General features: G+C 49.6%; 17 protein-coding genes. 11 read left to right on the top strand and 6 right to left on the bottom strand.

What is annotated here, in order from left to right:
* Positions 1-8: 8 nt before the first annotated feature.
* On the bottom strand, positions 9-476 hold the full coding sequence (locus BLQ88_RS27130) for a MarR family winged helix-turn-helix transcriptional regulator (protein ID WP_090156145.1): 468 nt from the start codon (positions 474-476) through the stop codon (positions 9-11).
* 171 nt (positions 477-647) lie between these two features.
* Positions 648-2117 (bottom strand): M48 family metalloprotease, encoded by a 1470-nt coding sequence (locus BLQ88_RS27125; protein ID WP_090156144.1) that lies wholly within the window; start codon positions 2115-2117, stop codon positions 648-650.
* A gap of 362 nt (positions 2118-2479) precedes the next feature.
* Here BLQ88_RS27125 and BLQ88_RS27120 point away from each other — a divergent pair, with 362 nt between their 5' ends.
* Both BLQ88_RS27120 and BLQ88_RS27115 read left to right on the top strand, forming a co-directional pair.
* A complete protein-coding gene (locus BLQ88_RS27120) occupies positions 2480-3310 on the top strand; it encodes a lysophospholipid acyltransferase family protein (protein ID WP_090156143.1) in 831 nt (276 codons plus the stop codon).
* Between the two features lie 28 nt (positions 3311-3338).
* Positions 3339-4250 (top strand): TIGR01777 family oxidoreductase, encoded by a 912-nt coding sequence (locus BLQ88_RS27115; RefSeq protein ID WP_090156142.1) that lies wholly within the window; start codon positions 3339-3341, stop codon positions 4248-4250.
* Positions 4251-4328: 78 nt separating this feature from the next.
* Here BLQ88_RS27115 and BLQ88_RS27110 read toward each other — a convergent pair whose 3' ends face one another.
* Positions 4329-5822 (bottom strand): M61 family metallopeptidase, encoded by a 1494-nt coding sequence (locus tag BLQ88_RS27110; protein WP_090156141.1) that lies wholly within the window; start codon positions 5820-5822, stop codon positions 4329-4331.
* A gap of 108 nt (positions 5823-5930) precedes the next feature.
* Here BLQ88_RS27110 and BLQ88_RS27105 point away from each other — a divergent pair, with 108 nt between their 5' ends.
* The 9 genes from BLQ88_RS27105 to accC all read left to right on the top strand — a co-directional run bounded on the left by BLQ88_RS27105 (position 5931) and on the right by accC (position 13023).
* Positions 5931-6617, top strand: a complete 687-nt coding sequence (locus BLQ88_RS27105) for a hypothetical protein (protein WP_090156140.1) — start codon at positions 5931-5933, stop codon at positions 6615-6617.
* A gap of 124 nt (positions 6618-6741) precedes the next feature.
* A complete protein-coding gene (locus BLQ88_RS27100) occupies positions 6742-7374 on the top strand; it encodes an acetyltransferase (protein ID WP_090156139.1) in 633 nt (210 codons plus the stop codon).
* Positions 7375-7419: 45 nt separating this feature from the next.
* Positions 7420-8031, top strand: a complete 612-nt coding sequence (locus BLQ88_RS27095; protein WP_090156138.1) for a YceD family protein — start codon at positions 7420-7422, stop codon at positions 8029-8031.
* 168 nt (positions 8032-8199) lie between these two features.
* On the top strand, positions 8200-8394 hold the full coding sequence (rpmF, locus tag BLQ88_RS27090; RefSeq protein WP_015813599.1) for a 50S ribosomal protein L32: 195 nt from the start codon (positions 8200-8202) through the stop codon (positions 8392-8394).
* 131 nt (positions 8395-8525) lie between these two features.
* On the top strand, positions 8526-9464 hold the full coding sequence (gene plsX, locus BLQ88_RS27085) for a phosphate acyltransferase PlsX (protein WP_090156137.1): 939 nt from the start codon (positions 8526-8528) through the stop codon (positions 9462-9464).
* An 89-nt stretch (positions 9465-9553) separates the two neighbouring features.
* Positions 9554-10549 (top strand): beta-ketoacyl-ACP synthase III, encoded by a 996-nt coding sequence (locus BLQ88_RS27080; RefSeq protein ID WP_090156136.1) that lies wholly within the window; start codon positions 9554-9556, stop codon positions 10547-10549.
* Positions 10550-10597: 48 nt separating this feature from the next.
* A complete protein-coding gene (efp, locus tag BLQ88_RS27075) occupies positions 10598-11164 on the top strand; it encodes an elongation factor P (RefSeq protein WP_090156135.1) in 567 nt (188 codons plus the stop codon).
* 4 nt (positions 11165-11168) lie between these two features.
* A complete protein-coding gene (accB, locus tag BLQ88_RS27070; protein WP_090156134.1) occupies positions 11169-11651 on the top strand; it encodes an acetyl-CoA carboxylase biotin carboxyl carrier protein in 483 nt (160 codons plus the stop codon).
* 28 nt (positions 11652-11679) lie between these two features.
* Positions 11680-13023, top strand: a complete 1344-nt coding sequence (accC, locus tag BLQ88_RS27065) for an acetyl-CoA carboxylase biotin carboxylase subunit (protein ID WP_090156133.1) — start codon at positions 11680-11682, stop codon at positions 13021-13023.
* Positions 13024-13154: 131 nt separating this feature from the next.
* Here accC and BLQ88_RS27060 read toward each other — a convergent pair whose 3' ends face one another.
* From BLQ88_RS27060 to BLQ88_RS27050, 3 genes are read right to left on the bottom strand one after another with little or no spacing between them, the layout of a single operon-like run.
* Positions 13155-13526 carry a DUF5618 family protein gene (locus BLQ88_RS27060; RefSeq protein ID WP_090156132.1) on the bottom strand — a complete coding sequence of 124 codons (372 nt, stop codon included), beginning with the start codon at positions 13524-13526 and terminating at the stop codon, positions 13155-13157.
* 30 nt (positions 13527-13556) lie between these two features.
* A complete protein-coding gene (locus tag BLQ88_RS27055; protein ID WP_090156131.1) occupies positions 13557-13994 on the bottom strand; it encodes a helix-turn-helix domain-containing protein in 438 nt (145 codons plus the stop codon).
* 1 nt (position 13995) lies between these two features.
* Positions 13996-14328: a type II toxin-antitoxin system HigB family toxin gene (locus BLQ88_RS27050; protein ID WP_090156130.1), complete on the bottom strand. Its 333-nt coding sequence runs from the start codon at positions 14326-14328 to the stop codon at positions 13996-13998.
* Positions 14329-14362 lie beyond the last annotated feature (34 nt).

The following is a 14362-nucleotide window of genomic DNA, read 5'->3' as shown; positions in this document are numbered from 1 at the left end:
AAAAAAATTTATTTGTCTACTACTTTGACGACCCTGTCCAGATAACCGAGGAACGTCGTCCATTCCTGCTCTGTAAAATGCTCCATTATCTGGTTGTTGAATGCGATCGCCAGCGACTGAATGCGCTCACAGACGAACTTTCCACTTGGCGTCAGCGAAATGAGGTTCTTTCTTTTATCCTCAATATCACTTTCGATTTTCAAGAAACCATCCTTATGCAAAGTCTGCACAGAGCGTTGGATTCCAGCTTTATCTTTTTGCAAAATATTGGCAATGTCCTGCTGCGTCCGCGCCTGTTCCTGGAAATATACAACCATCAGGATCGGCAGCTGCTCCGCCAGCACGGGAATACCTTCATTGACAAGCTCCGCATTCATTTTCTTGAAAACCGTTTTGGTTACGGCCCCCAATTTGAACTGCAACGAGTTCTTCAATTCTTCCCTAAGGTTCTGCCAGCTATCTATGTTTGCGCTCATGATGTTACAAAGGTATATTGTGTTGATATGTCAACCAAATTCTAATTAAAAAAGTTTGCGATAAGATGACTAATGGTTGGATACGTGTGACGAGCGGCCCGGTACACCCTACGTACACACGAGGGCGGCATGTCCCCATACCGCCCTCGCATCACTCGCTAATGTCTATAATTACTTCCCAAGCGTCTTGAAAAGCGAACCTTTCGCGACTTTATCGGTCAAAGCCATGCCGTTGATAATCGCCAGTTCGTCCAGCTTTCCATCCGGCTGGTTGTTGTCTTTCAGCACCTCGCGCAATGTCGCGTCCCGTTGCGCGGTTTTAATACGGATACGTTCCGGCTGGCGGTTGAGGATATTGGCATCAGAAACGGATTTGAAACCCTGCGCCACCGAACGGAACTGACCTGCATTAGCCGCATAGTTACCAGCCGCCGCCACGCCATGAATGGCATAGATGTTGCCGCCGTACTGGATCAGCCACGTACCCACCTGAATGGTGTTCGCGGTTGCAGCGGCAGCCTGGCCGTTGGCCCCTTGCTCGGACTGCTGCGATACCATCACCAGCGCCGGGTTGCCATTAATGGTTGTTTTATCGTTTTCAAGCACTTTCAGGCCGTAATTTTTCACGACTGCCTGTGAAGCTTCTTCGAGCGTCTTGCCCTGTGCGAGGGTAAATAGCATCATCGACTTGCCGTCTTTGGCCGCCATCTGGAACTGTGCCGGCGAGTTTTCGTACTGCCAGCCGCTCGGTACCGGGAACTGGAATTTCAGGGAAGGGTGGTAAAAATTGTTATTTTCCACAAAGCCCTGCTGTGGGTCGGCACCGTATATAATGCCCTCAATTTTCCGCAAATATACGTCCCGGTTCACGTTGTACTTACCCGGATGCGCTGCTTGGTATTCGGCGGCCAGCTTGCCTACTTTGGTAAAACGGTCACCCGGATCAGGGTGGGTCGATTGGAATGTAGGAATGGCTTGTCCGGCTTTTTCAGAGATTCTTTTGAGTGTACCAAAGAAATCGGCCATTTCCCTGGCATCGTAGCCGATTTTACTGGAATAATCAACCCCGATTTTGTCCGATTCGGTCTCATGATCGCGGCTGTAACTTAAAAAGAGCAGCCCCAGCGCCTGCTGCGCCTGGTCGCCCAATGCGCGTACCTGCGGGGAAAGGATCATCCCTGCGGCAAGGCCTACCTGCCCGAAAATCTGGGAAGTTTGCTGGCGGGCAGAGTGACGGGCGGTAATGTGCCCGATTTCGTGCCCGAGCACCCCGGCGAATTCGGCCTCGTTATTGAAATGCGCCATAATTCCCCGTGTGAAATATACGTAACCGCCAGGTACGGCAAATGCGTTGACAACCGGCGAGTCGACGATGAAGAATTTGTAGGGCAAATCGGGACGATGGGAGATTTTCGCCATGGCCATACCCTTTTCGTTGATGAAGGATTGCAGGTTTTTATCGTCGTAAATGCCCATTGTAGCCACGATAGACGGGTGTGATTCGGCACCAAGCGCGATCTCTTTTTCCTGCGACATGAAGACGATCTCTTTTTTGCCCGTCACCGGATTTTTGGAACAACCTGCGAGCATTCCAGCCGCCACAAAAGCCGGCAGAATGCGAAATGCGTATTTCATTTTCATAAAAATTTGAAAAATGACTTGTTAGAAGGAGTTGTCAAAATTAAATGTTCTCGGCAATTATATGCAAAGAATCATGCCAAATAGTGGTGGAAGGGGCGACGGCTGACCGCTGACCGCCGACGACCGACCGCCGACCATAGACCATAGACCATAGACCGTGCATTCGATAGTCCATGTTCAGGCCGAAGGCCGATCATCGCCATCTGCCATCGGCGGTCGGCGGTCGGCGGTCGGCGGTCAAACAAAAACATTTCCATTCCGCCCGCATATTCTCTAAATTACGTCTTCGTCCGAAAACCGGATAAATCGATTTGATATGAACAGACCTGACAGAACCTGCATGCCACACCATTTACGCCACTATGACTTTTAAAAAAATCACATACAGCGCACTTCCTTCCTGGCTGGCCCGAATGGATTTCCTGGGGCTTTTCGAGAAAGACCCATTCGGCAACTTTCTGGCTATCAAAAGATTACTCATATTCATCCTCGGCTGGGCTACTTATTACCGCTACACCGCCGTAAATAAAACACGCATTACCGGCACCGAGCACCTGATGGACCTCCCCGACCAGGGCGTGCTGTTCCTCTCGAACCACCAGACCTATTTCGCCGACGTAATTGTGTTCTTTCACATATTCTGCGCCGTGAAATGGGGTTATAAAGACACCATGTCGCCGCCATTTTACCTGCTTTCGCCAAGGGCACGAATGTATTATGTAGCTGCTGCCGAGACTATGAAAGGTGGTTTTTTACCCAAAATATTCAGCATGGGCGGCGCGATTACCATCGAGCGCTCCTGGCGGGCCAATGGCGAGGATGTCAAACGCCAGCTCGATACTTCGGCGCAGGACCGCATCGGAATGGGCTTGCAGCACGGCTGGGTGGTAAGCTTTCCGCAAGGTACCACCAAACCATATGCCCCTGTACGTAAAGGCACTGCGCATTTGATCAACGACCAGCAGCCGATCGTGATACCGGTGGTGATCAATGGTTTCAGAAGGGCATTCGATAAAAAAGGGTTGCGTTTCAAAAAACGCAATACCCGGCTGACGGTACAATTCAAGCCCCCCATGCATTTCAGACCCGACGAGTCGGTGGAAGAAATGGTCGCGAGAGTAACGCAGGCGATCGAGCAGGAGGCACCGGGCGACGCCTCGCCGTCCGACGGATCGCAGCATCCCGAAATGTAGGTGGTATGCTTTTTTAAAACCAATTGTTATGGGAAAGAAAGTATTGATCACCGGCGGCACGGGTCTGATTGGCAAACGCCTCACGCAAATGCTGCTCGAAAAAGGCTATGAAGTCGCGTACCTTAGCCGCAAAAAGGCAAGCATTGCTTCCGTTCAGGTCTTTGAATGGGATATTCAAAAAAATTATATCGAAGAAGGCGCACTCGACAATGTGCATTTTCTCGTGCATTTGGCGGGTACCAACGTCGGCGAAGGCCGCTGGACGGAAGAACGCAAAAAAGCGATTCTTGAAAGCCGCACCGAATCCATTAAACTCATCGCCCGCAAACTCGCCGAAAAGCAAAGTCAACCGGCCGCATTCGTATCCGCGTCGGGTGTCAGCTACTACGGCCAGGACACTGGCGACCGCAAAAACGCTGAAAATACACCCCCAGGCGACGATTTCCTCTCGCACGTGAGCGTCGAATGGGAGAAAGCGGCTGATCAAGTAGCCGCATTAGGCATCCGCACCGTCAAACTCCGCACCGGCATTGTGGTCAGCAAAGACGGCGGCGCTATCCCGAGAATGGCATTGCCCGCCCGTTTCGGCGTAGGCGCGCCGCTGGGCTCGGGTAAGCAATGGATCTCCTGGATCCACCTCGACGATATGTGTAGAATGTATATGGAGGCGCTTGAAAACGAAAGCTGGCACGGAGCTTACAATGCTGTTGCCGCACCGCCCGTAACGAACGAAGACCTTACCAAAGCCATTTGCAAAGTGCTGGGCCGTCCGCAGTGGTTTCCAAATGTCCCCGCATTCGCATTAAAACTCGTTTTCGGAGAAATGGCAGCGGTTGTGCTCGGTGGGAACTATGTGGTGAACGAGCGGATCGAGGGGGAGACGGGGTTTCGGTACCGGTATGGGGAGTTGGAAGGCGCGTTGAAAGCAGAGCTTGTTTGACCGCCGACGACCGACCGCTTACCGCCGATTTCCGTTTTGAGATCGATATGCTATTTTTTTGTAATCGGCGGTCGGCGGTCATTCTTCCTCATCCTCCTCCAACTCCTCTTCCTCAATCGTCAGCACCTGCGCCGTTTCGAGCCATTTTTCCCGCTGTATTTGTGCCTTAAAATCATCCAGCACGTTCAGCTGCACATTGCCGTTGCTGAAAACAGACATTTGTAAGCCTACAAATGCAAGCGCTTCGTTCAGGCGGTCTTCGAGCGGGGTGGCGCTGAAAATGCATTCTCTCCAATACCATTCCAATGATTCGCCGGCTACTTCTTCTACGATGCCGATGTAGTCCTGCAAAGTATAACCGATAAATGGCTTGCCGAAACGCACCCATAGCAGCTTCATTACGTCGTCCAGCGACTGGGCGTGATTGGTTTTTTTCCTCAAATACAAATCCAGGATGAGCGCTACCAATGCGCCTTTATGGTAGACCGACACTTTCCGGTTTGGAATGCCCTTTTCATAGCCATCCAGCCAAAGGTCGAACGACGATTCCGCGAGCGACTGCGCGGCATGGGCGCTGCTTTCGAAATGGCGCTTCATATATACCTGTAACTCCTTTACGTATGCATCGTCGTTGAAAACGCCGGCGCGGCGAAGGAACAAGTCGCCGTAATAGGTCGTGCAGCCTTCGGCCACGAAGCAGGTTTCAAAGTAATTCTCTTTGGTAAAATCATAGGGCAAGAGCTCCGTCGGGCGAATGCGGATGATGTTCCAGGTGTGGAAAAGCTCGTGCGAGCTTACGCCCAGGAGATCGGAATAGAGGCCTTCGCCTTCATCGTCGGGCCCGAGCACGATCATCGTGGAGTTCTGGTGCTCCACGCCGTGGTAGAATGCGGTGGGCAGAATCAGGTTCAGGAAATGGTAATCCTTTTCGGGAAACTCTTCCATCATCGCGATTTGTTCGCGGGAGAAGCGCCGGAAATCGCGCTCGATGCGCCGCCAGTTGGGTTTGAGGTTACCATGCATCCAGATTTTGAAATGAATGCCGCGGACATTATACTCGCATTTCTGCAAAGTTTCGGATGCCAGCATCGGACTATCGACCAATTGATAAAAATCCCTTGCCGACAATGCATTGTTCCCTGCCGATGGCAATCCGCATGCAATCTGGTAACCTTCGGGTAAATCGAGCTCAACGCGGTAAGGTTCGCCGATGCGCCCTTCGGTATACATGCAGAAATTGACAAAATTGAGATACCACAATTCCTCGTCTACATAGCTGCTCCCCGCGTTTTGAATGGATGCATAATAAGTATAATGTATCCGCACCTCGTTTTCACCGGCAGTTCCAACCCGCCATCGGTCTTTGGTTACCTTATGCAGGGGCAGTTTGTTACCGGCGGGTGAGGTCGCTTCGATAAATTGAATATTTTTGGCGAAGTTTTGAAGCTCGTACCGCCCCGGGCGCCATGCCGGCAGCTGGATTTCGATCTGTTCGCTATTGATTTCGGGGATGGTGTAGGTAATGTCAAGAAAACGGGTTTGTGGGTCAGGAACCGAAATGTGATAAAGCATAGACGAAACGCGTGGTGTTAAGAGGAGCCGGCAGCGCAGTTTCAATTAGACAAAAATCAGATAGTCCTACGTTACCAGTTACAACAATCTAAAATAAACGATTTTAAGATGAAAAGTAAAATTCTCCTGCCTATCCTGTTTCTCCTGGCGGTTTTGATCAGTCCTTCGCTCATGGCACAGAACGACGAATACTACCGCCCCGATTCACTTCGGAAGGACCAGCCGGAAAGAAAGGAAGTTCCTCCCGTTGAAAGAAGACCACAAGACCAGAAACCCGTTCTGGCGGAGAAGAAGAAACTGGACGATTTCAAGAACAAGAAATTCATAGACCGTGTCCGTCTCGGCGGTAGCTTCGGGGTGAGCCTCGGTACGCTTACCAATATTAATGTATCGCCCATGGCCGGTTACGAACTCACGGAGTCGCTCGTAGGTGGTGTAGGCGCGACGGTGATGTATTTCAAATCCAAATGGGCGGGAGTCGATGCCGTATATTATGGCGGGAGAGCGTTCCTGATGTACTCCATTATCCCCGAACTGCATGCGATCGGCGAAGTGGAAGCTCTGAATGTAGAAGCGGATACTTATAAAAAATACGATGCCCGGAAATGGATCACTTCACCAATGCTCGGGCTTGGGTACAGCCAGCCTATTGGCGGTCGCTTCATCAAGGCGCTTCACCTTCAGGCGTTGTATAATTTTAATTACGACAACCAGGTGGATGACTATGGGAATAATGTCAATCCGAACGGACTTTTCCTCGGCCAGCCGATCGTGATCCGTCTGACATTCCTGTAAAATTCCTTTCTGCTCACCAGAACTTACCGTCGTTGAAACCTGGCGGTTGGTGGGCTCATTTTTTTAGTCTTCATTTGAACTAACCATTCAGATGAAGACTTTTTATTCAATATCAACTTCAATTATGGAAAACCCCGTATTAATCTTCGGCGCAGGCGACCTCGGTATGCAGGCCCTCGATATTTTCAGAAGGAACAATGTACTCGTCTACGGCTTCCTGGACGACCACGCAGAGCTGCACGGAAAAGAATTCGGCGAAGTGAGCGTGCTTGGCAATACCGACGACACGAGCTACCTTAATATTATAGGTTCCAAATGCGAGGCATTCATCGCCATCGGCGAGCGTTCCGTGCGGGAACGGCTGGTAGAATCGCTGAACGAGGAATACAAGAATATGCCTGTGAATGCGATCCACGACAGCGCGGTGATCTCCGGTATGGCGGCGATCGGGCATGGCAACCTCATTGCGGCACGTGCTACCATTGGCGCACGCACGGTGATCGGCCATCATTGCCTCGTACAAACGGGTGCTATCATTGATACATCGGCCATTGTGGGTGATTTTGTGACCATAGGCGCAGGCGCGGTAATCAACGACCGTGTGAAACTGGCCGACGGCGTGTTTATCGGTTCCGGAGCGGTGATCGTGGCGGGCATTGAAGTAGGCAAGAATGCACGGATCGGTGCAGGATCGGTGGTGGTGGAGAATGTACCGGCTGGTGCGACCTATTTCGGTAATCCGGCGCGGAAAATCTGATAACGCACAGCATTAGTGCCGGAATGCCAACAATTTTCCGGCCCAATGTTTTTTATTAAACTGAAACACATTACCTTTGCACTCCTTTTGACAGAAAAAGTGAAAGAGCTAAGTAAATACAACATAGACATTTACGGTTTGGAAGACAAACAGTATGACTATGATATGGAGTCTGGCGATGCTTTTTTTGAGGAAATGGAGCAGGATCTGATCGAGCACGGGCATTTCAAAACGCACGTGGTACTGAACAAATCGGCGACGATGATCCAGCTTCGTTTTCAAACAATAGGAAGCGTAACCCTGACTTGCGACCGCAGCCTCGAACCGTTCGAAGAACCGATTGATTCCGACGAACGCATTATATTAAAGTTCGGCGATCACAACGAGGAACTCACGGAAGAAATCGAGATCATCGGCCGTAACACCAACAGGGTAAACGTAGCACGGTACATTTTCGATTTCATCGCGCTGTCGCTGCCAGTTAAAAAGCTCCACCCGAGCCTACGCACGGAGGAAGACGAGTTTGACCTGGAAGATGATGAGGAAGAAGGAAAGCTGGTTTACACTTCCGGTGGAGAAACGGAGGAAGGGGAAGAAGGGGAGGATACAGAAAAAGTTGATCCTCGTTGGGAAGCGCTAAAAAAACTGAAAAAGTAACTTTCTTTTTCGACCCGTCGGTTAAAACCGACGGTAAAGGATTGAAAGAAAAAAAATCTATTACCGTCTGCTTTAGCTGACGGAAGGAGAAAAAAGAGAATCGATTCCCGTCGATCTTAATCGACGGAGGAGACTATAAATAGTAAATAACAATAGACCAAAAATATCATGGCACATCCTAAGCGGAGACATTCCAGCACCCGTCGCGATTCACGCAGAGCGCACGATTTCCTTACCGGAAAGCAGTTGGGAACTGATGCTACAACCGGAGAAATCCACCAATTGCACCGTGCGCACGTACACGAAGGCAACCTGGTTTACAGAGGAAAGGTTGTAGTTGAGAACTATACTAAAACGGTTTAGTTTCAGTCGATGAGCAATTCAATTTCGCAGCAGCCCTATAAAAGTTGTTGCGAAATTCTTTTTTACTGCGGCACATCTGCTAAATTTACACCTTCGGTTTCTAACTTATTTGTCAAAATAACAGCGTGTAAATGAAAATTGCGGTAGATGCTATGGGGGGAGATTTAGCTCCGCAAGCAATTGTTGAAGGGGTGATCCAAGCCTCTTCTGAGCTACCATCCGAGGCGAGAATCGTTTTAATTGGCCGTGAAAACGTGATCTGGGATATTTTCAACCAGCACAATTTTACGCCTACTAATGTTGACGTCGTTCACGCAGAAGATGTAATTGAGATGGGGGAACATCCTACCAAAGCCCTTTCTCAAAAACCCAATTCCAGCATTGGCGTGGGTTTCAAACTTCTGAAAGAAAAAGAGGTAGACATATTCTGCAGTGCAGGAAATACAGGTGCCATGCACGTGGGCGCCCTTTTCAGCATTAAAGCCATTGAAGGTATTCTTCGCCCTGCCATCGCAGGCCTTGTGCCACAGGTTGGTGGCGGTTATGCCGTTATGCTCGACATCGGTGCCAATGCCGATTGCAAGCCGGAAGTGCTCTCGCAGTTTGGCGAAATCGGCTCGATTTTCGCCCAGCATACTTTCCAGATCGACAAGCCGCGGGTTGCATTGATGAACATCGGGGAAGAAGAGCAAAAAGGCTCCCTCACTTCACAGGCCACCTATCCCCTGCTGAAACAAAACAAGCGCATTAATTTTATCGGAAATATCGAAGGGAAAGATCTCTTCACCAACAAGGCCGACGTGATCGTAACCGACGGCTTTACCGGCAATATTTTGTTTAAACTCGGAGAGTCTCTTTACGAGATTTCGAAGAAAAGAGGTTTCCAGGACGATTTTATCGACCAAACGAACTACGAGTCCATTGGAGGCAGTCCCATTATCGGGGTGAATGGAAATGTGATGATCGCGCACGGGGTTTCAACGCCTCTGGCCATCAAAAATATGGTTGGCTGGGCTTACAAGCAGGTGAAATCCAAAGCTTATCTGCATATTGCCCAGGCATTGAGCTAACAACGGATGCTGACAACCACATGACTATGAAAAAACTGAAACTGTCCCTTTTTACCAAATCTATTCGGATTTTGAATAGTTGATTTATCATGACCCAAATTAAAGCCTCTATAACAGGAATACAAGGTTATGTGCCTGATTATGTGTTGACTAATGCAGAATTAGAAACAATGGTTGCGACAAACGACGAATGGATCGTTAGCCGCACAGGTATCAAGGAAAGACGTATTCTGAAAGGCGAAGGTTTAGGAAGTTCACATATGGGCGCGGAGGCTGTAAAGGGATTGCTCGCCAAAACCGGTACAAGCCCAGAAGAAGTCGACCTGCTCATTTGCGCTACCACCACACCCGATTTTGTTTTCCCTTGCACTGCTAACCTTATCTGCGACATGGTCGGCATCCGCAATGTCGGAAGCTTCGACATCCAGGCCGCTTGCTCGGGTTTTATTTATGCATTGACACTCGGCTCGCAATTCATCGAGACCGGAAAATATAAAAAGGTGATCGTCGTAGGTTCGGATAAAATGTCCGCCATCGTCGACTACACCGACCGCAAGACCTGTATCCTTTTCGGAGACGGCGCGGGCGCTGTGCTCCTGGAACCTGATACCGAAGGAAACGGCATTCTCGACTCGATCATCAAATCGGATGGGGCGGGTTATCCTTACCTCAACCAGAAAGCCGGGGGAAGCCGCTACCCGCCTACCCATGAAACGGTAGATAACAGGCTGCATTACGTTTATCAGGATGGTGCGCAGGTTTTCAAATTTGCCGTGACCAACATGGCCGACATTGCCGCCGACATTATGGAGCGCAACGGCCTGAACAGCGGCAACGTAGCATGGCTGGTCCCTCACCAGGCCAACCGCCGGATCATCGAAGCCACCGCCAACCGCATGGGTGTAGGCATGGACAAGGTGATGATGAACATACATAAATACGGAAATACCACGGCGGCGACGATTCCGCTCTGCCTGTGGGATTATGAATCACAACTTAAAAAGGGCGACAACCTGATACTGGCCGCTTTCGGCGGAGGCTTTACCTGGGGCGCGATGTACCTCAAATGGGGTATCGGAGCGTAGGCATGTGATTTTCATTAAAGCATTATCATACAATTCATTAGCATAAAAATGGCAACTACTGCAGATTTGCGTAACGGTTTGGTGATCCATTTCAACCATGATCTTTTTCAGGTGATTGAATTCCAACACGTGAAACCCGGAAAAGGCAACGCGTTCGTACGTACCAAACTGAAAAGCCTTACTAGCGGCAAAGTTCTGGATAACACATTCTCCTCAGGCGCAGGCATCACGCCCGTACGTGTGGAGCGTCACAAGTTCCAGTTCCTATATAAAGACGAAGTTGGCTACAACTTCATGAACTCGGAGACATTCGACCAGGTACTGATCGACGAAAAACTGGTGACCAACGCCGACCTGATGAAGGAAGGACAGGAAGTTGAGATCCTGATCAATACTGAAACCGATGGTGCGCTCCTCTGCGAATTGCCTCCGTTTGTCGAGCTGACCGTTACCTACTCGGAACCCGGCCTGAAGGGCGACACGGCTAACTCGCCCAAGAAAGCGATCGAGGTTGAAACCGGCGCCCGGATTATGGTTCCTTTGTTCATCGAAGAAGGCCAGAAAATCAAAGTTGACACACGCACATACGATTACGTAGAAAGGGTTAAATCTTAATTAAATGGAAACCAGAGAAATTCAAAAACTGATTGACTTCATTGCCCAGTCGGGACTTGATGAAGTGAATATTGAAACGGCAGATCTGAAAATCAAGGTAAAACGCTTTGCCACTGCACCGGTCGTAGCCTACACATCGGCACCCGTTGCGGCATCTGCGCCTGCAATCGCTCCTGCGGCTCCCGCAGCGGCGGCACCGGTAGCATCGGCTGAGCCAGCGGTTTCCAAAGAACCAGCTTCTTCGAACCTCATTACCATTAAATCCCCGATGATCGGTACATTCTACCGCGCATCGAGCCCTGAAACGCCTGCATTTGCCAACATCGGTGACGAGATCAAGCCGGGTAAAGTTGTGTGCGTGATCGAGGCGATGAAACTGTTCAACGAAATCGAATCCGAAGTATCAGGTAAAATCGTCAAGATCCTGGTTGAAAACGCAACTCCGGTAGAATTCGACCAGCCATTGTTCCTGGTTGAACCTGCATAATGCAGCGAACGAAAACTCACTGAATTAAATGTTTAAAAAGATACTCATTGCTAACCGGGGCGAAATCGCCCTGCGTGTAATCAGGACCTGTCGTGAAATGGGCATCAAGACTGTCGCAGTATACTCGACAGCCGATCGCGACAGCCTTCACGTGCGGTTTGCCGACGAGGCCGTTTGTATCGGTCCTCCACCCAGCCGGCAATCGTACCTGAGCATCCAGAATATCATTTCGGCAGCGGAAGTAACCGGCGCGGACGCGATCCACCCTGGTTACGGATTCTTGTCGGAAAACGCTGAATTCTCGCAAATCTGTGCCGACTATGGTATCAAATTCATCGGCGCAACCGCTGCCCAGATCAACGGGATGGGCGACAAGGCTACTGCCAAAGCGACGATGATCACAGCTGGCGTGCCGGTAGTACCTGGTTCGGAAGGCTTGCTCGAATCGCTTGAACAAGGCAAAGAACTCGCAGAAGGCATCGGTTACCCGGTAATCGTGAAAGCGACTGCGGGTGGTGGCGGACGCGGAATGCGTGTGATCAACAAGCCCGAAGAATTCGAGAAAGCGTGGAACGACGCCCGTACGGAATCTGCGGCTGCATTCGGGAACGACGGTTTGTACCTCGAAAAATTCGTGGAAGAGCCTCGTCACATCGAAATCCAGATCATCGGCGACCAGTTCGGGAAAGTATGCCACCTCTCGGAACGCGACTGCTCGATCCAGCGTCGTCACCAGAAGCTGGTAGAAGAAACGCCATCCCCTATCATCACCCCTGAGTTGCGCGAGAAAATGGGTGCTGCGGCGATTAAAGGCGCTCAGGCGATCGGCTACGAAGGTGCCGGTACCATCGAGTTCCTGGTCGACAAGCACGGCGATTTCTACTTCATGGAAATGAATACGCGTATCCAGGTAGAGCACCCGATAACAGAAGAAGTTACTGATTTTGACCTGATTAAGGAGCAAATCAAAGTAGCGGCAGGCGAGCCAATCTCAGGGCAAAATTACACGCCAAAGCTTTATGCAATGGAATGCCGTATCAATGCGGAGGACCCATCAAACGGATTCCGTCCGGCGGCGGGTAAAATCACCAACCTGCATTTCCCCGGCGGTCACGGCGTACGCATCGACAGCCACGTGTACAGCGGCTACACCGTCCCGCCAAACTACGACTCGATGATCGCGAAACTGATCGTGAGCGGCCAGTCACGCGAGGAGGTGCTTACCCGTATGAAGCGTGCATTACAGGAATTTGTGATTGAAGGGATTAAAACTACGATCCCGTTCCATATTAAGTTGATGGATGACCCTGGGTTTAAGTCAGGGAATTTCACTACGAAGTATTTGGAATCGTTTGATTTTTCTGTTCTTTAAGAACTTAAAACTCGGGTAAAAGAACTTAGAAATTCGAGCCCTCCGTTCACTGAAGTGAACGGGAATAGATATAAGAGCGGCCGGCAGGCTTACTGTCGGCCGCTTTTTATGTTTGAGTTTTGACCTTTAAATCAGTCTATCAATGCAAGCATCTTTTGCGTAGCTTCCATCCCTACCTTAATCGTCCTGACCGATGGTGTCCCGTGATAGTAACCTGCCAAATGCAAAGTATCGTAGGCTTCGTTCAAATAGGAAAGCAAGGTCTTGTGATGCTTACTTAGCCGAATTCTGTATTCGTCAATGCTGTTAGGCTTCGTAAACTTAGCCCCTTCCTTCTTCCGCAAATATTCGTCGGCAATCATCAGTGCGGCATTATAAGCTGTTCCTGACGCCATTTGCACATACTTGATGTCTTTGTACTCTTGCCCTTCTTTGTTGGCCTTTGTACTGAGTATCTCCCGGGCATTGTCCAGATAGCGCGTGATTTCTTGATAGTGATTCATCGGTATAGTGTTCAAAATAATTATTCAATATTACGGATTCACGGTTTCATGCATTAAAGCATCCGCCTCTTCCTCCATCATTCTCTCACCCTCCAACCGGTAAGGCTTGTTGAATGCCTCCTGCCTCATCGCAAAACGCGTGGCCAGTTTACGGATGACTTCCTTGGACATACCCTTCTTGTAGTTTAAAATCTCGGAGACATAGCCTTTACTCACGTTCAGCAGCTCGGCAATGTCCTTCGCCTTCATCTTGTGATCCTTCATGAGAATTTTCAGCAACTCGACCGGATCGGCGTCACTTCTTATAGTACTATGCTCTGCGTCATAGTGATCTATCAGGACAGTCAATAGGTCAATTTCTTCTTCATACCGATCAGGATTCTCCGATTCCAACATTTGGATGAGCTCATTACAGTAATTGTTGTACTGCTCCAAATTCCTGATAACCTTGTATCTCAACGTTTCCATGCTAGTATATGTAAATTGAATATTGCAGTCCTCGCTTGCATAAATGTGTGTATTCCGCGTGTGTCCCGATCCAACATATCGACAAATGCACTCGATTTGGCCCGAAAAAGTATTTACAAATCATACGGTAGTTGTTTCCGGCAATATCAAACACAACCCTGTCAGAACCGTTTCCAAGAATGTCCGCCGAAGGGTAGGTTTCCCGTATTTCCTCAGGAGCTTGCCAGCGCGCTGTCTTCAAATTTGTCAGCCAATTTTTGAATGACGATTTACTTCTTGCGTGATCAAGGATAAAGTTGTCAATGGTTTGTTCTTTAATCAGATGTATCTTCATATTAACGTGTGTGAATATAAGAAAAGTTCTCGTA

It is taken from the genome of Dyadobacter soli, from assembly GCF_900101885.1.
Taxonomy (GTDB): Bacteria; Bacteroidota; Bacteroidia; order Cytophagales; family Spirosomataceae; genus Dyadobacter; species Dyadobacter soli.
This window is presented reverse-complemented; position numbering and strand designations above follow the sequence as displayed.